Below are 20,127 nucleotides of genomic sequence, written 5' to 3'. Positions count from 1 at the left end.
GGTACCACACAGCAGCCCGCCGATCTTCCCCCGTCGGCGGGCTGCGGCTTGCCTTCGGCGGGCGCGGGGGAGCTCGGGGGTCCGGTGGGTTTGCGGGTGCGGGTGGTGTGTGGTTGCTCGCGCAGTTCCCCGCGCCCCTGAAAAGCAGGGGCTGCGCCCCGCGCTTTTCGTCTTTCTGGGGCGAGCTGTGACGCGTGTCGGTGCGCTGTCGGACGTGTAGGTGCGCTGTCGGTGGTTTGTCGGTGGCTCCTGGCACCGTCGTCCGCATGACACGAATCGACAAGGAAGCCAGCGGCGCGAAGGGCGCTGTCACCGTACGGGGGCTGGTCAAGCACTACGGCGAGACCAGGGCGCTGGACGGTGTCGATCTGGATGTGCGCGAGGGCACCGTGATGGGCGTGCTCGGCCCGAACGGCGCGGGCAAGACGACGCTCGTGCGGTGTCTGTCGACGCTCGTCGCGCCCGACTCGGGCCACGCGACCGTGGCCGGCTACGACGTCGTACGCCAGCCCCGCCAGCTGCGCCGGGTGATCGGCCTGACCGGGCAGTACGCCTCGGTGGACGAGAAGCTGTCCGGCTTCGAGAACCTGTACATGATCGGCCGGCTGCTCGACCTGCCCCGCAAGGAGGCGAGGAGCCGCGCGACCGGTCTGCTGGAACGGTTCTCGCTGACCGAGGCCGCCGGGCGCCCGGCGGCGACGTACTCCGGCGGTATGCGCCGGCGGCTCGACCTCGCCGCGTCCATGATCGGCAGCCCGGCCGTGCTGTACCTGGACGAGCCCACGACCGGCCTGGACCCGCACACCCGCAACGAGGTGTGGGCCGAGGTGAAACGGATGGTCGGCGACGGCGTGACCGTTCTGCTGACCACCCAGTACATGGAGGAGGCCGAGCAGCTGGCCTCCGAGCTGACCGTGATCGACCGTGGGAAGGTCATCGCGGGCGGCCGGATCGAGGAGCTGAAGGCCCAGGTCGGCGGGCGTACGCTCCGCGTCCGCACGGCCGATCCGGTCCATCTGCGTCCGCTCGCCGACGACCTCGACGACCTCGGCATCACCGGGCTCGCCACCACCACCGTGGACCCCGAGACCGGCACCCTGCTCGTGCCGATCCTCAGCGACGAGCAGCTCACCGCGGTCGTCGGCGCGATCACCGCGCGCGGCGTCACCCTCGCCTCGATCAGCACCGAACTGCCCAGCCTGGACGAGGTGTTCCTGTCGCTCACCGGCCACAAGGCCAGTGCGCCGCAGGACCCGGCCCCGTCCCCCGCCTACGAGAAGGCCGCCGTATGAGCACCGTGACCATGCCCCGCACCGGCGACTCCGACGGCCGTATCGGGCCGCGTGCCCATGCCCGGCACACCGGCGCGCTACTGCGCCGCAATCTGCTGTGGATCCGCAACGACCCGCAGTCGATCTTCGACGCGGTCCTCATGCCGATCGTGTTCGCGCTGCTGTTCGTGTACGTCTTCGGCGGCTCCATCGGGCAGGCCCTGGGCGGCGGCCAGGAGCGGTATGTGCAGTACGTGATCCCGGGGCTGATGGCGATGCTGGGCCTGAACGTCGCCATGGGCGTCGGCACGGGTTTCAACGAGGACTTCCAGAAAGGCGTCATGGACCGCTTCCGGTCGCTGCCGATCGGCCGGTCCTCGGTGCTGCTCGCGAAGATCGCGGTCGAGCTGCTGCGGATGCTGCTCGCCACGACCATCCTGCTGACCGTCGCCGTCCTCATCGGCTTCGACATCGTCAGCTGGCCGGGGCTGCTCGCCGCGGTGGGTCTGGCCGTCGTCTTCGGCGCGTCCCTGATGTGGATCTTCCTGGTGCTGGGCGTGACCCTGAAGAACGCGCAGTCCGTGCAGGCGATGGGCTTCCTGGTGCTGTTCCCGCTGCAGTTCGGCTCGTCGATCTTCGCGCCGACGCAGTCGATGCCGGGCTGGCTGCAGGGCTTCACCGACTACAACCCGCTGTCCTCCCTCGCGGACGCGGCACGCGGCCTGATGACGGGCGGGCCCGTCGCCGACGACGTCCTGGTCACGCTCGGCTGGTCCGTGGTGCTGACGGCGGTCATGGCGCCGATCGCGATCCACAAGTTCCGTACGAAGAGCTGACACACGTCAAGCTGACGCACGTCAGATCAGGGCGCCCGCTTCCTCCAGGGTGAGGCCGGCGCCCTCGGCGTACGCGGCCTCGTACGCCTCGTCGCCGAGCCTGGCCCGGATCTCGGTCTCGGCGTGGGCGCGGCCCTCGGCCTCCAGCGGGCTTGCGTAGTGGCCGGGCGGCAGCCGCGCGTCGGAGGCACCGAGGAGCCGGGCCGCGTCGCGGGCGCGGGCTCCGCCGTCCATGCCCGCGACGGCGACGGAGGCGGTCACGAGGTGGGAGGCGGGCAGTTGGGGTGTGATCGTCAGGGCCAGCGGGTCCATGGCCTGCTCGAACGCCTGCCGGACGCGTTCTCGCGCTTCGGCGTGGCGTCCGGACATCGTCATCAGCCAGGCCTCCAGGCCGAGGACGAAGCCGGCGAAGAGCACGAAGTCGACGGCCTCGAACTCCTCGCGCAGTCGCGTGATGTGCCGCCATGCCTCGTCCAGGCGTCCGGTGCGGCCGCACCAGATGGTGAGGTAGAGGCGGGCAGCGGGCAACGCCTCCTTGGGGGTGTCGTGCCGCGCCAGCACGTCGAGCAGCATCTTCTCGCCGAGTTCGGCCTCGCCGCATTCCAGGAGCACGTTGCCGAGCCGGACCCCGAGGACGCCCGAGTGGGCGTTCGTGCCGATCCGTTCGGCGTAGGCGATGGCCCGCCGGTAGTCGGCCGCGGCGAGGTCGAACCGGCCCGTGCGCTCCAGGCTCATGGCGCGCGCCGAGAGCGCCTCGGCGGCCCCCCACGCGTCCCCGAGCCCCTCGCAGATCTTCAGCGCCTCGTCGGCGTCACGGGTGGCGTCGCCGGACCAGTCGCTGCGGTTGGCGAGGATGTTGGCCCGCATGTGCAGGGCCTGGGCCAGCTCCCACGTGCAGCCGAGGTCGCGGGCGGTCGCGATGCCGGCGTCGAGGATCTCCCGCAGGCGCTCCATGTCGCCGGAGAGCAGGACGGCGTAGAACCACATGACGACCGGGAAGCGGCAGGTCTGTGGCTGGCCGGGGCGGTAGGTGTCACGGATGACCTGGAGCTTCTCCTGGCCCTCGGGGGTCTCCCAGGCGGAGATCTCCATGTCCATGCAGGCGAGATGGACGAGGTGGAGCGCGCGCCGGGCCTCGTCGAGCACCTCCGGGCGCATCGGCGGCGGGCTGTCGATGAGGCCCTCGCGTACGTCGGGTACGGGGCGCGCCGGTGGGGTGAACGGATTCGGGCCGAGCGCCATGACCTGGGTGGCCCAGTGCCGGGCCTCGGTCTTCAGGTCCCGCATCTGCCAGTACCAGGCCAGCGACAGTGTCAGATACAGGGCCTCCTGCTCGTCCCCTTCGGCGACGGCGTGACGCAGGGCGGTGCGCAGGTTCTCGTACTCCAGCTCCAGCAGTTCGTTCGCCCGGCGCTGGCCGGGGCCTCGGAGCAACGGGTCGGTGGTGCGGGCGAGTTCGCGGTAGTAGGTGCGGTGGGCGCGTTCGGCGGCGGAACGGGTTCCCGTCTCGTCGAGGCGTTCGCCGGCGTACTCGGCGACGGTCTCCAGGAGCCGGTAGCGCATCTCGCCGTTCGCCGTGGGGGCCGCGACCACGAGGGACTTGTCGACGAGGGAGCCGAGCGCCTCCAGCGCGGCGGGACCGCAGACGGCCTCGGCGGCGGCCAGGTCGCAGCCGCCGGCGAAGACCGACAGTCGGCGCAGCACGTCCCGTTCGTCCTCGTCGAGGAGTTCCCAGGACCAGTCGACCACCGCGCGCAGGGTCTGCTGTCGGGGCAGGACGGTGCGGCTGCCGGAGGTGAGCAGCCGGAAGCGGTCGTCGAGGCGGTCGGCTATCTGGCGGGGCGTCAGCACGCGCAGCCGGGCCGCCGCCAGTTCGATGGCGAGTGGGAGGCCGTCGAGGCGGCGGCAGATCTCGGCGGCGGCCTCCGGGTCGGCGGCGAGGGTGAATCCGGGCCGGGCGGCGGCTCCCCGGTCGGCGAGCAGGCGCAGCGCGTGGGGCTCCGTCAGCGGTTCCACGGGGCGTACCAACTCCCCCGGTACGCCGAGAGGTTCGCGGCTGGTGGCCAGTACGGTCAGCGCCGGGCAGCGTTGGAGGAGCTGCTCGACGAGGTGGGCTGCGGCGTCCACGACGTGTTCGCAGTTGTCGAGGATCAGCAGCATGCGGCGTCTGGCGCAGTGTTCGGTGAGGCGGGCGAGGGGGTCGTCCTGGCGGTCGGCCACGACGCGCATCTCCTCGGCGCCGGCGCCGCGCAGGACGGTCTCGCGGGCGCCTAGGGCGGTGAGCACGGCCTCCGGGACGGTCGCGGGGTCGTCGACGGGGGCGAGTTCGGCGAGCCAGACGCCGTCCGGCATGGCCTGGGCGACTGCCTCTCCCGCCTCCTGGGAGAGGCGGGTCTTGCCCGCGCCGCCGGGGCCGAGGAGGGTGACGAGGCGCGTGGTGGTGAGGTCGTGGCGGATGGCGTCGATGTCGGTGTCCCGGCCGACGAACGAGGTGAGGCGGGCTCGGAGGTTGCCCGGAAGGCGGGTGGGGTGGGGGTTCTCGCGCGGTTCCCCGCGCCCCGTGCGGGGCGCGGGCCCGTCCGATCGCAGTAAGTCCTCGTGGAGTTCGCGCAGGGTCGGGCCCGGGCTCGTGCCCAGGCGGTCCGACAGGAGGCGGCGCACCTCCTCGTACGCGGCCAGGGCCTCGGCGGAGCGGCCGGTGTCCCGCAGGGCTCGCAGGCGGAGGGACTGGAGGGCTTCGTCGAGGGGGTGGGTGTCGCAGAGGGCTGTGAGGTCGGGGAGGGCGGCTTCGGGGCGGCCCAGGGAGAGCGCGGCGGCGAGGCGGGTGCGGTGGGCGTCGAGGCGGCGGGTCTCCCAGCGGGCGGCCTCGGCCGTGCGGTCGGGGAGGTCGGCCAGCGGCGGGTCCTGCCAGAGCGCGAGGGCGTCGTCGAGGACGGCGGCGGCCTTGGCGGGATCGCCGTCGGCGAGGGCGCGGGCGCCCTCGTCCGCGAGGCGTTCGAAGCGGTGCAGGTCGACGTCGTCCGGTGCGACGCTGAGGCGGTAACCGCCGTGGAGCGATTCGACCGCGTCCGCGCCCAGCGCCCTGCGCAGCCGGCCGACCAGCGCCTGGAGCGCGGCGTGCGCGTCGGCCGGTGGATCGTCGGCCCACACCTCGTCGACGAGCGCGGCCGCGGGCACCGTACGCCCCGGCCGCAGCGCGAGCACGGTCAGCAGGGCGCGCAGCCGGGGGCCCCCGACGGGGGCGGGGGTGCCGTCGGCGTGCAGGGCCTGAGTGGTGCCGAGGATGCGATAGCGCACGGGGTCCATTGTCTCCGTAGGCGGCGGGTGGCGTGTGGCCGGTACATCGAGTCGGACGCTTCGTACGACCGTCGACCGGGCGTCCTCCCACCTTCCTAGGAACCAGGAGGCGATCGCGAGACGTTTTCGCCGTGTGCCCGGTACCGTCGGGCAGTCCGTACGAGTGATCGAAACAGCTAGGAGTCCCATGACCACCGCCGCGTCCCGCCGGAGCGACCGGAGGATCAGCCCCGTCTTCGTGGGGATCGTGGCCGTCATGGCGGTCACCGGATGGGCCACGTGGACCGGGTTCGCCGAGCAGCCCGGTCTGGCCGTCTTCCTGTTCGTGACCTCGGCGTGGATCGTCTCGCTGTGTCTGCACGAGTACGCCCACGCGCGCACCGCCCTGCACAGCGGTGACATCTCGATCGGCGCCAAGGGCTATCTCACCCTCAACCCCCTGAAGTACACGCACGCCCTGCTCAGCATCGTGCTGCCCGTCGTCTTCGTGATCATGGGCGGTATCGGTCTGCCCGGCGGCGCGGTGTTCATCGAGCGCGGCCGTATCCAGGGCCGCTGGAAGCACAGCCTGATCTCGGCGGCCGGCCCCCTGACGAACGTCCTGTTCGCGGCGGTCTGCACGGCGCCCTTCTGGCTGGGCGTCACGGACGGCGTGCCGGCGGCGTTCCTCTTCGCGCTCGCCTTCCTCGCGATGCTCCAGGTCACGGCGGCGATCCTGAACTTCCTGCCGGTGCCCGGCCTGGACGGCTACGGCGTCATCGAGCCCTGGCTGTCGTACAAGATCCGCCGTCAGGTGGAGCCGCTCGCGCCCTTCGGGCTGCTGCTCGTCTTCGCGGTCCTGTGGATCCCGGCGGTGAACGGTGTGTTCTGGGACGTGATCGACGCGTTCATGCGGGGCCTGGGCATCGAGGACCAGCTGTCCGACTGTGGCTACTGGCTCTACCGCTTCTGGCGCGAGGACAGCGACATCTGCCTCACCGGCATGTGACGGACCGCTCGGCCTTCGCCTTGCGCAGGTAGTACCAGGTCATGTTGGACGACAGGCCCGCCATCAGCACCCACACCACACCCAGCCAGCTGCCCCGGGCGAAGGAGACCACGGCGGCGGTGACCGCGAGGAGGCAGACGGCGAGGGCGTACACGGCGAGGCGGGGCATGGGGGTCGGCTCCTGGGGCGCGGCTGGACGGGGTGGTACGGCGTCCAGTGTCCCCCATGCCCGAGGGCCCGCGTGCGTCGGCTACACGTCGGTCAGGCGGAGTCCCGCGTGGGCCTTGTAGCGGCGGTTCACGGAGATCAGGTTGGCGACGAGGGCCTCGACCTGGTGGGCGTTGCGGAGCCGACCGGCGAAGATGCCGCGCATCCCGGGGATACGGCCCGCCAGCGCCTGCACGATCTCGACGTCGGCCCGCACCTCGCCGAGGACCATCACATCCGTGTCGATCTCCTCGATGTCCGGGTCTTCGAGGAGGACGGCGGAGAGGTGGTGGAAGGCGGCGGTGACCCGCGAGTCCGGCAGCAGGGCGGCGGCCTGCTCGGCGGCGCTGCCCTCCTCCGGCTTCAGCGCGTAGGCGCCCTTCTTGTCGAAGCCGAGCGGGTTGACGCAGTCGACGACGAGCTTGCCGGCCAGTTCCTCACGCAGCGATTCGAGGGTCTTGGCGTGCCCGTCCCACGGCACCGCGACGATCACGATGTCGCTGCGGCGGGCGGTCTCGGCGTTGTCGGCGCCCTCGACGCCGTGTCCGAGTTCCTCGGCGACGCCCTGCGCACGGTCGGCGGCCCGCGAACCGATGATCACCTTCTGGCCGGCCTTGGCGAGACGGTAGGCGAGGCCCTTGCCCTGCGGCCCGGTGCCGCCGAGCACGCCGACGACGAGCCCCGACACGTCCGGCAGGTCCCAGGGGTCCTTGGCCGGGGCCTTCGCGGAAGCCCCGGCGGCCTGCTCGGTGGGCTGCTGTGCACTGTCAGTAGAGGTCATGGGCCGACTTTACGTGCGCTCCCGTCGCGGGTGGCGGTCAGGATGCGGTCACGGGCAGCGGAGCGGCTCAGGCGAGGCCCGCGAGGGGGATGCGGCGGAACGTGATCGTCTCGTACGCGCTGAAGTCGCCCGTCTCGTAGAGCAGTCCGACGGTGTCCTCGTCGACGCGGACGAGATCGGAGTACGCGGCGGGCAGACCGTCGACGGTGTGTACGGGACGCCAGGTGACGCCGTGGTCGGTGCTGGCGCGGACGGTCATCAGGGCGCGGAAGCCGGGGTCGGCCGGGCCGGAGTAGAGGAGCAGGTCGGGGTCGCGGAGCTGGAGGACGCTGCCCTCGACGACCGGTCCGACGACGCCCGCCTGCGGCCGGAAGGGTTTGACGAGGGTCTCACCGCCGTCCCGCGAGTACGCGTCGGCGCGGGTGCCGGGGGCCGGGGAGTCGTTGCGGGTATTGAAGTAGACGCGGCCGTCGGGGAGTTCGGTGGCGGTGGTCTCGTTGACGTTGATGTAGCCGTCGGTGTTGTCGTCGACGTACCCGATGCGCCAGGTGGCGCCCCGGTCGTCGCTGAGCAGGCAGTGCCCGCCGTTGTACTTGCCCTCCGTGCCGTTGTCCGTGCCGGCGGGCGGGAGCGAGTGGTTGGCGGGGACGACGACCCGGCCGGTGGAGAGCTGGAGCGCGTGGCCGGGCGTGGTGGCGTACCACCGCCACTCGGGCCGCTTGGTCTGTTCTGTGATCTCCCCGGGGCTCGACCACGTCGCCCCCTCGTCGTCGCTGTGCTGCACCCACACGCGTCGCCCGTCCGCCGCGCTCACCGCGCCCCGCCGGATGGCGTCCTCGGTGGCGAGGGCGGCGTTGCGGACGTGGACCAGCAGGAGCCGGCCGGTGTCGAGGACGACGGGGGCGGGGTTGCCCGCGAGGGCGTCGCCGTTCTTGGCCGCGACCTGGAGCGGGCCCCAGGTGCGGCCGCCGTCCGTCGACCGCTTCACCACGATGTCGATGTTGCCGAAGTCCTCCCGTCCGCCGACCCTTCCCTCGCAGAAGGCGAGCAGGTCTCCGTAGCGGGTGGCGACGACCGCCGGGATCCGGAAGCTGGCGTAGCCCTCGCGGCCGGCACGGAAGGGGGTACTGGTCTCGATCTCGGGCGTGGAGGTCACGAGGGTCACAAGGGCTCCAGGGGTGGGGGTGCCGGCTGCGGCTCGAGCCGGTGCGGCGTGGGGGCCGCGTTCCTGACGCGACCTGAGTGCCCGGCTCGGGCTAATTCGGGGTGAACAGCGGGTCACGAGTGGTGGGTTGCGGCGGGGCTCCCCCGCCCGCCTCCTGGAAAAGCGGTTGCCCGGGGAGTCGGGCGCGGCTGAGCATGGGCGGTCGTGGCTTCTCGCGATGACTCCTCTTCCGCTCCCGCGCCGGCCGCCGTGTCGGCGCCCGGATCGTCCTCTCGGCTGCTCGCGCTGCTGCCCGATCTCGCGCCCTGGCGGGCGTCCGTGGACTTTCGGCGGTTGTGGCTGGCGGGGCTGATCACGAACTTCGGGAGTTTTCTGACGTTCGTGGCGCTGCCCGTGCAGATGAAGGAGCTGACGGGGTCGGTCGTCGCGGTCGGGGCGATCGGGGCCGTCGAACTCGTGCCGCTGGTCGTGTTCGGGCTGTACGGCGGGGCCCTCGCGGACGCGCTCGACAAGCGGGCGCTGATCTTGTGGAGCGAGGTCGGGCAGGGGGTGCTGTGCGCGGGGCTGCTGGTGAACGCGTTGCTGCCGGAGCCGCTGGTCTGGCCGTTGTACCTGGTCGCCGCCCTGTCCTCCGCGCTGGTCGCGGTCCAGCGGCCGGCCCTGGACTCGATCACGCCCCGTATCGTCCCGCACGAGCATCTGGCGGCCGCCGCCTCGCTCAACTCGCTGCGCTGGACGGTGGGCGGGGTGGCGGCACCGGCCCTGGCCGGCGTCGTCGTGGCGTACGCGGGGCTCGGCTGGGCGTACGCGGCGGACCTCGCGACCTTCGTGGTGTCGGTCGCGCTGGCCGTGGGGCTCGCCCCCTCCCCCGCCTCGCACGAGGCCGCGAAGCCGTCGTTGCGGTCCATCGCGGAGGGGGCGCGGTACGCGTGGAGCCGTAAGGAGCTGCTCGGTACGTACGCCGTCGATCTCGCCGCGATGTTTCTGGCGATGCCGCTGGCTCTGCTGCCGTTCCTCGCGGACGAGTTGGACGCGGAGTGGTCGCTCGGGCTGATGTACGCGGCGTTGCCGGCGGGGGCGTTGCTGGTGACGCTGACGAGTGGGTGGACGTCTCGGGTGCACCGGCATGGGCGGGTGGTGGTGCTGGCGGCGGCGTTGTGGGGGCTGTCGGTGGTGGCGGCGGGGGCGGTGCGGGACGTGTGGCTGGTGCTGGCCTTTCTGGTGCTGGGGGGTGCCTTCGACATGGTCAGCGGGATCTTTCGGGCCGCGATGTGGAATCAGACCATTCCGGACGAGTTGCGTGGGCGGCTCGCGGGGATCGAGTTGCTGTCGTATTCGGTCGGGCCTCAGCTCGGGCAGGTGCGGGCGGGGAGTATGGCCGCGTGGACCTCCGTACGGGCGTCCGTGTGGGCCGGTGGGGTGTTGTGCGTGGGGGCGGTGGGGTTGCTGGCGCTGTGTCTGCCGAAGCTGATGGTGTACGACGTGCGGACGAATGAGCATGCGGTGCGGTTGCGTGAGCGGCGGGCGGCTTGCCCGGCCGGGCCGCCGGGGACTCCCGGCTGACGGGTATCCCGTGGGGGCGGCCCACCATCGGCCCCTGCGGACCGTGGCTCCGCCGGTCGTCTTTGCCCACCCGCACCGCCCGTGACTCCGAGGTGACAGGTACGGGTCTCCCGTGGGGGCCCGACACCGTCGGCGGCTGCCGGCCGTGACTCCACCCGCCCCCCTTTCCCACCCGCACCGCCCGTGACTCCGAGGCGACAGGTACGGGTCTCCCGTGGGGGCCCCACGCCGTCGGCGGCTGCCGGCCGTGACTCCACCCGCCCCCCTTTCCCACCCGCACCGCCCGTGACTCCGAGGCGACAGGTACCGGTCTCCCGTGGGGGCCCCACGCCGTCGGCGGCTGCCGGCCGTGACTCCGGTCGGGCCCCGCCCGGTCGTACCGGGCGGGGCTCCGGGGCGCTTCGCTGTGGCTCGGGAGGGGGCCTTGGCGGGGTCAGTCGGCGTCCGTGTGGCCCGTGGGGGCGTCGTGCCAGCGCGGGTCCGTTTCCCATTCCGTGTTGCGTTCGCGGGCCGTTTCCATCGCCCGGGTGGCGTCCTGGCGGGAGGCGTAGGGGCCCATGCGGTCCTTGCCGGGGCAGTCGGGGCCCTCTTCCACCTTCTTGTGCTCCAGGCAGTAGAACCACTCGCCGGGCTTGCCGACCGTACGCCGTTTGAACAGGGGCATGACCTGAGTCCCTTCACAGTCCTACCGACATGGTCCCCCACCACCGCTGGTTAAACTCGCTGACATGTCTGGCCAGTCGCTGCTCGCACCGGGGAAGCTCTCCCCCACCCGCGCCGTCCCGGGAAACATCCGCCGACCCGAGTACGTGGGCAAGCCCGCCCCGACTCCGTACACCGGGCCGGAGGTGCAGACACCCGAGACGATCGAGGCGATGCGTGTCGCCGGCCGGATCGCGGCGCGGGCGATGGCCGAGGCGGCGAAGCACATCGCTCCCGGGGTCACCACGGACGAGCTGGACCGGGTCGCGCACGAGTACATGTGCGACCACGGGGCCTACCCGTCGACCCTCGGCTACCGCGGCTTCCCCAAGTCGCTGTGCACCTCGGTCAACGAGGTCATCTGCCACGGCATCCCGGACTCGACCGTGCTCCGCGACGGCGACATCGTCAACCTGGACGTGACGGCGTACATCGGCGGCGTCCACGGCGACAACAACGCGACCTACCTGGTGGGGGACGTGGATGACGAGTCGTCGCTGCTCGTCGAGCGGACCCGGGAGTCCCTCGCGCGGGCCATCAAGGCTGTCAGGCCGGGGCGGCAGATCAACATCATCGGGCGGGTCATCGAGTCGTACGCCAAGCGGTTCGGGTACGGGGTCGTGCGCGACTTCACGGGGCACGGGATCAACTCGTCGTTCCACTCCGGGCTGATCGTCCCGCACTACGACTCCCCGCACGCCACCACGGTGATCCAGACCGGGATGACGTTCACGATCGAGCCCATGCTCACCCTCGGGACGCACGACTACGACATGTGGGACGACGGCTGGACGGTCGTGACGAAGGACCGCAAGCGCACCGCCCAGTTCGAGCACACGCTGGTGGTGACGGAGACCGGCGCGGAGATCCTCACGCTGCCGTAGACCCGGTCCCACTCGACGACCCGCCCCCGGCTCCGGCCTGAGGCGGGTTTCTTCTTGCGCGAATTCCATGTGGAGCCGGTGGGAATCCGGGGTACCGTTTTTACCGACAGGGAGTCGGGAACCTGTTGACTTAGGTAAGCCTAACCATAAAAAATGGCGTCAGGTTCTCGTCCATCCCTCATCGGCACCGGAGGCCTTCATGAACGCGTCGGTCACATCGGACACAGCGTTCTCCACGCTCATCCGCACCGCTTCGCACGAGCAGCACACCGAGGCGGAGACAACGACGTTCATGGGCGACATGCTGGGCGGCAAACTCGGCGTCGAGGCGTACACGCGGTACACCGAGCAGCTGTGGTTCGTGTACGAGGCGCTGGAGAGCGCGGCGCCCGCGCTGGCCGACGACCCGGTCGCCGGGCCGTTCATCCAGCCCGAGCTGATGCGGCTGGGCGCGCTGGAGCGGGACCTGGAGCATCTGCGCGGGCCCGGCTGGCGCGCGACGCTCACGGCGCTGCCGGCGACCGAGGAGTACGCGGCGCGGGTCGCCGAGTGCGCGCGCACCTGGCCCGGTGGCTATGTGGCCCACCACTACACGCGGTACCTCGGCGACCTCTCCGGCGGGCAGATCATCCGGGACCGGGCCGAGAAGACGTGGGGTTTCGCCAGGAAGGGCGACGGCGTCCGCTTCTACGTCTTCGAGGAGATCACCAACCCGGCCGCGTTCAAGCGGGGTTACCGGGAGCTGCTGGACCGGGTACGGGCGGATGACCTGGAGAAGCAGCGGATCGTGAGCGAGTGCAAGCGGGCGTTCGCGGCCAACACCGCGGTCTTTCTTGCCTTGGGTGCCGAGTTTCCGTTGAGTGCGTGAACGCTCCGCTGGTGGGGCCGGGGGGGCGATTCGGTCGTGGGTTCCGTGCGGGTGCGTGGGGGCTGGTCGCGCAGTTCCCCGCGCCCCTTAAAAGCATGGGGTGCCCCTGCTCTCGAAGGCCCCCCGGCCGCTCGGCCAAAAGCATGGGGTGCCCCCTGTTCCCGAAGGCCCCCGGCCGCTCGGCGACCAGCGCCTCGCCCGCCTGCCTGACTGCCGCAGCGCGCTCGTCAGCGTTCCAGGAACACCCGGCCGCCGACCTCCACCCAGCCGTGCGGCTGCGGGGCTGTGAGCAGCTGTGAGCCCGTGCCCTGGGTGATGTTCAGGGCGCGGCCCAGCTGGGCCGTCAACTGCAGCGCCGCCGCGCCCGTGGCCTCGTCCTCGTCGATGCCGTCGCCGCGGCCGGGGAAGGCGCGGGCGCGGATGCGGCCGGCGGCCTCGTCCTCCCACGCCCAGGCGTAGATCCAGTCGCCGGGCGGCGGGACGCGCAGGTCGTCGACCTCGGCGGCGGAGGCGTACTGGCGGAACGTGCGGGGCGGGGCCCACTCAGGCAGGGCCTCGATCCAGCTGAACTCCCCGTCCAGCCGGGCCCCGACGACACCCGCAGGGGTGACGAGTTCGGGTACGTCGAGCAGCCAGGCCGCGCCCACGCAGGGGTATCCGGCGAAGGGCAGGCGCAGCGAGGGGGTGTAGATGTCGATGACACCGCGCTCGGGGTCGTCCACGAACACGGTCTCGCTGAAGCCGAGTTTGGCGGCGAACTCCTGGCGGTCGGCGCGGTCGGGCATCACGGAGCCCTCGCGGACGACGCCCAGTTCGTTGCCGTATCCGCCACGGGGGCCGCAGAAGACCCGCAGCACGTCGAAGTCAGTCACGCACGCATTGAAACATCAACCGGGCCACCGGGTCGTCCCAGGTCACCGTACGGCCGGGCGGCGATCAGGAGACCGACCTCATCCTTTTGAGAGGACCAAGTGACCGTACTGGACAAGCGCGTCGAGCCGGTCGAGCCGGAGAGATCCGACGGGTCCGACGGGTCCGACGGGGCGACGGGGAGCCGCACGTCACGTGACGGGGACCCGTCCGCCGCCCCCGGGCGCCGTCGCGCTCCGCTCCTCCTCACCGTCGGCCTCCTCGTCGCCCTCCTCGTCCTGGTTCCCGTCGCGGGCGGGCTCGGGGCCTATCCCATCCCCACCGGTGACGTGATCTCCTCGGTCGCCCACCGGATCGGGCTCGGCGGGGCGGAGCTGGCACGCGTCCCCGAGTCGGTGCTGTGGAACGTGCGGTTCCCGCGGATCGTGCTGGCGCTGCTGATCGGCGCGTCGCTGGGGTGTGCGGGGGCGCTGATGCAGGGGATCTTCGGGAACCCGCTGGCGGAGCCGAGTGTCATCGGGGTCTCGCTGGGCGCGGCGGTGGGCGCGGTCGCGACGATCGCGTTCGGGATCGCGTTCCTCGGGAACTGGACGGTCTCGGTGTTCGCGTTCGTCGCCGGTCTCGTCACCGTGTTCGTCGTGTACGCGATGTCCCGGTCGGGCGGCCGTACGGAGGTCGTGACGCTGATCCTCACCGGTATCGCGGTGAACGCGTTCGCCGGGGCCACGATCGGGTTGTTCATCTTCCTGGCGGAGGACACCGCGGCCGTCAACCAGATCACCTTCTGGCAGCTGGGTTCGCTCGCGCAGTCGACGTGGCCGAAAGTGCTGGCCGTGTTGCCGTGCGCGGTGATCGGGCTGGCCGTGGCGCCCCTCTACGCGCGGAAGCTGGACCTTCTGGCGCTGGGTGAGCGGCCGGCGCGGCACCTCGGGGTGGACGTGGAGCGGCTGCGGATCGTGCTGATCCTGGTCGTCGCGCTGCTCACCGCCGCCGCCGTGAGCGTGTCGGGGGTCATCGGGTTCGTCGGGCTCGTCATTCCGCACCTGCTGCGGATGGCGGCCGGGCCGGGGCACCGGTTCCTGATCCCGGGCAGCGCGCTCGCCGGGGCGGTCGTGCTCCTGGCGGCGGATCTCGCGGCCCGCACGATCGTCCAGCCCGCCGAACTCCCCCTCGGCGTCCTCACCGCCCTGATCGGCAGCCCGTTCTTCTTCTGGCTGCTCCGCAGAACCCGCCGCAAGCAGGGAGGCTGGGCATGACGTCCAGGACGAACAGGGAGTCGCTGCGGGCACTCCTCAGGGTGCGCCTGGGTTCGGGCGCCCCCACTCCCCCCTCCCCGTCCGCCCCCGGTGACGTCCTCGCCGAGGCCGAGGACGTGACGGTCCGGCTCGGCGCCCGGGAGGTGCTCCACGCCGTGTCCGTCGCCGCGCGTGCCGGTGAGGTGCTCGCGCTCGTCGGACCCAACGGGGCCGGGAAGTCGACCCTGTTGGGCGCCCTGGCCGCCGATCTGCCGGTCGACGACGGGATCGTACGGGTGGACGGGCGGCCCGTGAGCGAGTGGTCGGCGCCCGAACTCGCCCTGCGGCGGGCCGTGTTGCCGCAGGCCGCCACGCTGTCGTTCCCGTTCACCGTGGAGGAGGTCGTACGGATGGGCCGGGCCCCCTGGGCGCGGCAGCCGGCCGTGTACGACGAGGAGGACCCCGACGACACAGCGGTGGCGGAGGCGATGGCCGTCACCGAGGTCACCGCCTTCGCGGCCCGCCCCTTCTCCGCGCTGAGCGGCGGCGAGCGTGCCCGGGTGGCGCTGGCCCGGGTCCTCGCCCAACGGGCCCCGCTGCTGATGCTGGACGAGCCGACGGCCGCGCTGGACCTCAGGCACCAGGAGCTGGTTCTGCGGGTGTGCCGGGCTCGGGCGCGGGCCGGGGACGCGGTGGTCGTCGTGCTGCACGATCTGGGGCTGGCGGCGGCGTACGCGGACCGGGTGGCCGTACTGCGTGACGGGCGGATCGCGGCGGACGGCCCGCCGGCCGGGGTCTTCGAGGAGGAGCTGCTGTCGGAGGTGTACCGGCAGCCGGTCGAGGTGTTCCCACATCCACGGACCGGTGATGTCCTGATCACACCGAAACGGGGTTCTTGGCCGCGAAATGAGCCTCTTGACCGGCACTTGACCGGATCATGAGGGCTGTTTTGAGCCACCGTGATCGGGCCGTGCTCGCACGGTTCGGGGCGGGAGGGTTTCACTGGGAGCACAGCATTTGGTGAGGTAAGCCTCAGATAACTAAGGGCGGCCTCACCTTCTCTGTGTGTCCCCTGTGCACTCCCTTGGAGCCGAAATGCGCCCCCTCAGACTCTCCGTCGTCACCGCCGCCACGACCGTCGCGGCCCTGGCCGCCGTCACCGGCTGCACCGAGAAGAGCGGGGCGGGCGCGGACGGCGTCATCGCGGTGACAGCGACCGACACCGAGTGCGCGGTGTCGAAGAAGGAGTTCCCGGCGGGGCACGTCGAGCTGGACATCGAGAACAAGGGCTCCAAGGTCACCGAGGTCTACCTCCTCTTCCCGGACGACCGGGTGGTCACCGAGCGCGAGAACATCGGGCCGGGCACCAGGCAGAAGGTCACGGCCGAGGTGAAGGCCGGTGACTACCGGATCGCCTGCAAGCCCGGCATGAAGGGCGACGGCATCCGGCAGGACGTCACGGCCACCGGCGGCGGCGAGGTCGCGAAGCGCGACCCCCGGCTCGACGAGGCCGTGGCCTCCTACCGCAAGTACGCGCAGGCCCAGGCCGACGAGACCGTCCCGCTGGCGAAGGCCTTCGCCCAGGCCGTCAAGGACGGCGACATCGAGGCCGCGAAGAAGGCGTACGCGCCCTCCCGTATCGGCTGGGAGCGCACCGAGCCGGTCGCCGAGTCGTTCGGGGACATCGACCCGAAGGTGGATGTGCGCGAGGACGGTCTGGAGGAGGGCCAGGACCCGGAGAAGGACTGGACCGGCTGGCACCGTCTGGAGCGTTCGCTGTGGAAGGACGGCAAGCTCACCGACCGCGACTCCGAGCTGGCCGACCAGCTGGTGACCGACCTGGAGGACTGGCAGAAGCGGGTCGGCAAGGCCGAGATCACCCCGACCTCCATGGCCAACGGCGCCAAGGAGCTCCTCGACGAGGTCGCCACCGGCAAGGTCACCGGCGAGGAGGAGCGCTACTCGCACACCGACCTCGTCGACTTCAAGGCGAACGTCGAGGGCGCCGAGGAGTCGTACGAGCTGCTGAGGTCCGTCGCCGCCGAGAACGACCCGGAGCTGACGAAGGAGCTGGACAAGCAGTTCACGGCGCTGAACACACTGCTCGACAAGTACCGTGCGGACAAGACGGGTTATGACTTCGTCTCCTACGACAAGGTCGGCGAGGACGGGCGCAAGGAGCTGTCGGACGCGGTGAACGCGCTCGCCGAGCCCCTGTCGCAGCTCGCGGCCGCGGTGGTGAAGTGACGATGACCGCCGAGGACTCCCCCGACTCCCGTACTCCGTCGAGGCGTTCGCTCATCGGCTGGGGCGGCGCAGGGCTCGCGCTCGGTGCCGCCGCGGCCGGCGGCGCGGTCGCCGTGGCACGTACGGGCGACGACGCGGCCCCCACCGCCGGGGCGGCGGTCGCCTTCCACGGCGCGCACCAGGCCGGTATCGCCACGCCCGTGCAGGACCGGCTGCACTTCGCCGCGTTCGACGTGGAGACGGACGACCGGGCGGCGTTCGTGACGATGCTGAAGGACTGGACGGCCGCCGCGCGGCGGATGACGGCCGGGAGGACGGTCGGCGAGGGCGCGTACGGCGGTCTGGCGGAGGCTCCGCCGGACGACACCGGCGAGGCGCTGGGGCTGAGGCCGTCCCGGCTGACGCTGACGATCGGCTTCGGGCCGTCGCTGTTCGAGAGGTTCGGGCTCGCGGGGCAGCGGCCCGAAGCGCTGGTGGACCTGCCGCAGTTCGCCGGCGACAACCTGGACAGGGCCCGCAGCGGCGGCGATCTGTGCGTGCAGGCCTGCGCGGACGATCCGCAGGTCGCCGTCCACGCCATCCGCAACCTCGCCCGCATCGGCTTCGGCAAGGTCTCCGTGCGCTGGTCCCAACTCGGCTTCGGCAAGACCTCCTCGACCACACCGGAGGCCCAGACCCCGCGCAACCTCATGGGGTTCAAGGACGGCACCCGCAACATCGCGGGCACCGAGACCGCCCGGCTGAAGAAGCACGTCTGGGTGGGCGAGAAGGACATCGACGAGAACTCGTCTTGGATGGTCGGCGGTTCATATCTCGTCGCCCGCCGTATCCGCATGCACATCGAGCCCTGGGACCGGACCTCGCTCCAGGAGCAGGAGGACGTGTTCGGCCGGGACAAGGGCGAGGGCGCCCCGGTCGGCAAGGCGAAGGAACGGGACGAGCCGTTCCTGAAGGCGATGCTGCCGGACGCGCATGTCCGGCTCACGCACCCCGACTCCAACGGCGGGGCGACGATCCTGCGGCGCGGTTACTCCTTCACCGACGGTACGGACGGTCTCGGCCGCCTGGACGCGGGCCTGTTCTTCCTCGCGTACCAGCGTGACGTGCGGACGGGGTTCATCCCGATCCAGCGCAATCTCGCGACGGACGCGCTCAACGAGTACATCCAGCACGTGGGTTCGGCGATCTTCGCGGTGCCGCCGGGCGTCCGGGACGCGGACGACTGGTGGGGACGGGCGCTGTTCTCCTCCCCGACAACAGAAGAAGGCTGACGTCGTGTTCGCCAACTATCTGATCGGTCTGCGGGAGGGCCTGGAGGCCAGTCTCGTCGTCTGCATCCTCATCGCCTATCTGGTGAAGACGGACCGCCGGGACGCGCTGAAGCCCATCTGGATCGGCATCGGCGTCGCCGTGGCGCTCGCCCTCGGCTTCGGCTGCGTCCTCGAATTCGGCTCCCAGGAGCTGACGTTCCAGGCGCAGGAGGCGCTCGGCGGCTCGCTGTCGATCATCGCGGTGGGCCTGGTGACCTGGATGGTCTTCTGGATGCGGCGCACGGCCCGCCATCTGAGGTCCGAACTGCACGGCAAGCTGGACGCGGCCCTGCGGATGGGCACGGGCGCCCTGGTGGCGACCGCGTTCCTGGCGGTCGGCCGGGAGGGCCTGGAGACCTCCCTGTTCGTGTGGACGTCCGTGCGGGCGTCGAGCGACGGCACCGAGGGCCCGCTGGTCGGCGTCCTGCTGGGCCTGGCGACGGCGGTGGTGCTCGGCTGGCTGTTCTACCGGGGTGCGCTGCGCATCAACCTGGCTAGGTTCTTCACCTGGACCGGCGGCATGCTCGTCGTGGTCGCGGCCGGTGTGCTCGCGTACGGCTTCCACGACCTCCAGGAGGCCGACTTCCTGCCCGGTCTGACGGACAAGGCGTTCGACATCACCGGGACGATCCCGCCGGACAGCTGGTACGGCACCCTCCTGAAGGGCGTCTTCAACTTCCAGCCCGACCCGACCGTCCTCCAAGTCACGGTCTGGCTCCTCTATCTGATCCCGACGCTCGCGCTGTTCCTCGCCCCGGTAGGGTTCGCCTCCGGGAAGGGGAAGGTGAAGATTCCTGATGAGCAGGGTTCGCGGGATGCGGAGCCCACGAAGGCTTCGTGAGGTTCGTCCGGTTCGTACGCGGGGGAGGTTCCCCGGACTGCGTTCGTACGGCCGTGGCGTGCTGATGACCACTGCGGTGACCGCGCTGTCGTTGACGGCGAGCGGGTGCGTGGTGGTCCGCGGCGACCTGGAGGTCGTGCCCACGGCGACACAGGCGGAGGCGGAGCGCGCGCTGCAGGACTTCACCACCGCGTACAACAAGGCGGACAAGGCGTACGACCAGTCCCAGGACGCCTCCCGGGTGACCGGCGCGCTCGCCGACATCGACGGCGGCAAGCTCCGCTCGGGCGCGAAGACCAACCCGGGCGGCAACCCGAACCATGTGGCGCTGAAGCTGGCCGACGTCAAGTACACGATCCCGGAGAAGGCGGCCTGGCCGCGCTGGTTCCTGGCCGATGCCACCGCCAACAAGGGTGACAAGACGGCCCGTTGGCTGTTCGTCTTCACCCGCGACGGGCTGACCGATCTGTGGGAGGTCTCCTTCCTCACGATCGTGGCCGCCAAGGACATGCCCGAGTTCAAGAAGGACGAGAACGGCTACGCCCAGGTGGTCACGCCGGACGACCCCGAACTCTCCGTCACGCCCGCGGTGTTGCCCGACAAGTACGTGACCTACCTCAAGGAGGACAGCGCCCTCTTCGCGGACGGCCCGTACACCTCCGAGGAGCGTGCCCGGCGCCAGCGGAACGCGGAGAAGCCGGGCCTGGCACGGCAGTACATCGACGAGGCCCTCACCAACGGCGACTACGCGCCGGTCGGGCTGCGCACCACGGACGGCGGGGCGCTGGTCTTCTTCACGACCCGCCACTACCAGAAGCAGACCGCCGCGCAGGGTGTGGACATCCCGGTCAACGACGCGGCCGTCCGGGCGCTGATGACGGGCGAGCCCAAGGAGTCGCTGACCCTGGAGTTCGTGAACAACCAGGCGGTGCTCGACCCGGCGAAGACGGAGTCGGACCAGCAGGTGAAGTTCCTGAGCCAGGTGGGCGGGCTCACGGGGGCGAAGGGCGAGTGAGCGCCGGCGGCTCCCGGGACGGGGCGCTGTCCGGCCGCCGTTGACCG

At 71.4% G+C, this 20,127-nt stretch carries 17 protein-coding genes and 1 pseudogene; 12 read left to right on the top strand and 6 right to left on the bottom strand.

Features of this window, described 5'->3' with window-relative positions:
• Positions 1-266 precede the first annotated feature (266 nt).
• Positions 267-1,292 (top strand): ATP-binding cassette domain-containing protein, encoded by a 1,026-nt coding sequence (locus ACWD26_RS03100; protein ID WP_451265617.1) that lies wholly within the window; start codon positions 267-269, stop codon positions 1,290-1,292.
• A complete protein-coding gene (locus tag ACWD26_RS03095) occupies positions 1,289-2,107 on the top strand; it encodes an ABC transporter permease (protein ID WP_451265615.1) in 819 nt (272 codons plus the stop codon). The genes ACWD26_RS03100 and ACWD26_RS03095 overlap by 4 nt, the downstream gene beginning before the upstream one ends.
• Positions 2,108-2,128: 21 nt before the next feature.
• Here the strand turns inward: ACWD26_RS03095 and ACWD26_RS03090 are convergent, their stop codons facing one another.
• The gene (locus ACWD26_RS03090; protein ID WP_451265613.1) at positions 2,129-5,413 is read right to left on the bottom strand and encodes a BTAD domain-containing putative transcriptional regulator; all 3,285 of its coding nucleotides are present in this window, start codon (positions 5,411-5,413) and stop codon (positions 2,129-2,131) included.
• A gap of 178 nt (positions 5,414-5,591) precedes the next feature.
• Here ACWD26_RS03090 and ACWD26_RS03085 point away from each other — a divergent pair, with 178 nt between their 5' ends.
• Entirely contained in the window at positions 5,592-6,392 is an 801-nt protein-coding gene (locus tag ACWD26_RS03085; RefSeq protein ID WP_037704628.1) for a site-2 protease family protein, read from the top strand.
• On the opposite strand, the pseudogene ACWD26_RS03080 reads toward ACWD26_RS03085, so the two are convergent.
• The 3 genes and pseudogenes from ACWD26_RS03080 to ACWD26_RS03070 all read right to left on the bottom strand — a co-directional run bounded on the left by ACWD26_RS03080 (position 6,379) and on the right by ACWD26_RS03070 (position 8,536).
• Positions 6,379-6,619: pseudogene (locus ACWD26_RS03080) on the bottom strand (hypothetical protein). The gene ACWD26_RS03085 and the pseudogene ACWD26_RS03080 overlap by 14 nt on opposite strands.
• Before the next feature lie 23 nt (positions 6,620-6,642).
• Complete coding sequence (npdG, locus tag ACWD26_RS03075) at positions 6,643-7,380, bottom strand: NADPH-dependent F420 reductase (protein WP_451265611.1); 738 nt, start codon at positions 7,378-7,380, stop codon at positions 6,643-6,645.
• Between the two features lie 67 nt (positions 7,381-7,447).
• Positions 7,448-8,536, bottom strand: coding sequence for a sialidase family protein (locus ACWD26_RS03070; RefSeq protein WP_451265982.1), 1,089 nt, complete (start codon positions 8,534-8,536; stop codon positions 7,448-7,450).
• 285 nt (positions 8,537-8,821) lie between these two features.
• Between ACWD26_RS03070 and ACWD26_RS03065 the strand changes: the two genes are divergently transcribed.
• Positions 8,822-10,108 carry an MFS transporter gene (locus ACWD26_RS03065; RefSeq protein ID WP_451265980.1) on the top strand — a complete coding sequence of 429 codons (1,287 nt, stop codon included), beginning with the start codon at positions 8,822-8,824 and terminating at the stop codon, positions 10,106-10,108.
• Between the two features lie 433 nt (positions 10,109-10,541).
• Here the strand turns inward: ACWD26_RS03065 and ACWD26_RS03060 are convergent, their stop codons facing one another.
• Positions 10,542-10,772, bottom strand: a complete 231-nt coding sequence (locus tag ACWD26_RS03060) for a hypothetical protein (RefSeq protein WP_451265609.1) — start codon at positions 10,770-10,772, stop codon at positions 10,542-10,544.
• 64 nt (positions 10,773-10,836) lie between these two features.
• Between ACWD26_RS03060 and map the strand changes: the two genes are divergently transcribed.
• Both map and ACWD26_RS03050 read left to right on the top strand, forming a co-directional pair.
• Positions 10,837-11,694, top strand: a complete 858-nt coding sequence (map, locus tag ACWD26_RS03055; RefSeq protein ID WP_451265607.1) for a type I methionyl aminopeptidase — start codon at positions 10,837-10,839, stop codon at positions 11,692-11,694.
• 199 nt (positions 11,695-11,893) lie between these two features.
• A complete protein-coding gene (locus ACWD26_RS03050) occupies positions 11,894-12,562 on the top strand; it encodes a biliverdin-producing heme oxygenase (RefSeq protein ID WP_451265605.1) in 669 nt (222 codons plus the stop codon).
• A 227-nt stretch (positions 12,563-12,789) separates the two neighbouring features.
• Here the strand turns inward: ACWD26_RS03050 and ACWD26_RS03045 are convergent, their stop codons facing one another.
• Entirely contained in the window at positions 12,790-13,434 is a 645-nt protein-coding gene (locus tag ACWD26_RS03045) for a PhzF family phenazine biosynthesis protein (protein ID WP_451265603.1), read from the bottom strand.
• A gap of 99 nt (positions 13,435-13,533) precedes the next feature.
• Here ACWD26_RS03045 and ACWD26_RS03040 point away from each other — a divergent pair, with 99 nt between their 5' ends.
• From ACWD26_RS03040 to ACWD26_RS03015, 6 genes are all read left to right on the top strand, one after another.
• On the top strand, positions 13,534-14,688 hold the full coding sequence (locus ACWD26_RS03040; RefSeq protein ID WP_451265601.1) for a FecCD family ABC transporter permease: 1,155 nt from the start codon (positions 13,534-13,536) through the stop codon (positions 14,686-14,688).
• Positions 14,685-15,608, top strand: a complete 924-nt coding sequence (locus ACWD26_RS03035) for a heme ABC transporter ATP-binding protein (protein ID WP_451265599.1) — start codon at positions 14,685-14,687, stop codon at positions 15,606-15,608. The genes ACWD26_RS03040 and ACWD26_RS03035 overlap by 4 nt, the downstream gene beginning before the upstream one ends.
• 154 nt (positions 15,609-15,762) lie before the next feature.
• The gene (gene efeO / locus ACWD26_RS03030; RefSeq protein WP_451265597.1) at positions 15,763-16,914 is read left to right on the top strand and encodes an iron uptake system protein EfeO; all 1,152 of its coding nucleotides are present in this window, start codon (positions 15,763-15,765) and stop codon (positions 16,912-16,914) included.
• Between the two features lie 2 nt (positions 16,915-16,916).
• Positions 16,917-18,185: an iron uptake transporter deferrochelatase/peroxidase subunit gene (gene efeB, locus ACWD26_RS03025; RefSeq protein WP_451265595.1), complete on the top strand. Its 1,269-nt coding sequence runs from the start codon at positions 16,917-16,919 to the stop codon at positions 18,183-18,185.
• Positions 18,186-18,189: 4 nt separating this feature from the next.
• Positions 18,190-19,065 (top strand): iron uptake transporter permease EfeU, encoded by an 876-nt coding sequence (gene efeU, locus ACWD26_RS03020; protein ID WP_451265593.1) that lies wholly within the window; start codon positions 18,190-18,192, stop codon positions 19,063-19,065.
• On the top strand, positions 19,022-20,080 hold the full coding sequence (locus ACWD26_RS03015) for a hypothetical protein (RefSeq protein ID WP_451265591.1): 1,059 nt from the start codon (positions 19,022-19,024) through the stop codon (positions 20,078-20,080). Before efeU ends, ACWD26_RS03015 begins: the two co-directional genes overlap by 44 nt.
• Positions 20,081-20,127: the final 47 nt, after the last annotated feature.

This window comes from Streptomyces sp. NPDC002787, assembly GCF_053592095.1.
Note: the sequence above shows the minus strand (reverse complement) of the source record. Positions and strands in the feature narration are given on the sequence as shown.

Excerpts from the sequence above, each read along its gene's own strand:
- ACWD26_RS03100 (WP_451265617.1), top strand. The coding sequence starts at position 267 with ATGACACGAATCGACAAGGAAGCCAGCGGCGCGAAGGGCGCTGTCACC.
- ACWD26_RS03095 (WP_451265615.1), top strand. The coding sequence starts at position 1,289 with ATGAGCACCGTGACCATGCCCCGCACCGGCGACTCCGACGGCCGTATC.
- ACWD26_RS03090 (WP_451265613.1), bottom strand. The coding sequence starts at position 5,413 with ATGGACCCCGTGCGCTATCGCATCCTCGGCACCACTCAGGCCCTGCAC.
- ACWD26_RS03085 (WP_037704628.1), top strand. The coding sequence starts at position 5,592 with ATGACCACCGCCGCGTCCCGCCGGAGCGACCGGAGGATCAGCCCCGTC.
- npdG (WP_451265611.1), bottom strand. The coding sequence starts at position 7,380 with ATGACCTCTACTGACAGTGCACAGCAGCCCACCGAGCAGGCCGCCGGG.
- ACWD26_RS03060 (WP_451265609.1), bottom strand. The coding sequence starts at position 10,772 with ATGCCCCTGTTCAAACGGCGTACGGTCGGCAAGCCCGGCGAGTGGTTC.
- map (WP_451265607.1), top strand. The coding sequence starts at position 10,837 with ATGTCTGGCCAGTCGCTGCTCGCACCGGGGAAGCTCTCCCCCACCCGC.
- ACWD26_RS03050 (WP_451265605.1), top strand. The coding sequence starts at position 11,894 with ATGAACGCGTCGGTCACATCGGACACAGCGTTCTCCACGCTCATCCGC.
- ACWD26_RS03035 (WP_451265599.1), top strand. The coding sequence starts at position 14,685 with ATGACGTCCAGGACGAACAGGGAGTCGCTGCGGGCACTCCTCAGGGTG.
- efeO (WP_451265597.1), top strand. The coding sequence starts at position 15,763 with ATGCGCCCCCTCAGACTCTCCGTCGTCACCGCCGCCACGACCGTCGCG.
- efeB (WP_451265595.1), top strand. The coding sequence starts at position 16,917 with ATGACCGCCGAGGACTCCCCCGACTCCCGTACTCCGTCGAGGCGTTCG.
- ACWD26_RS03015 (WP_451265591.1), top strand. The coding sequence starts at position 19,022 with ATGAGCAGGGTTCGCGGGATGCGGAGCCCACGAAGGCTTCGTGAGGTT.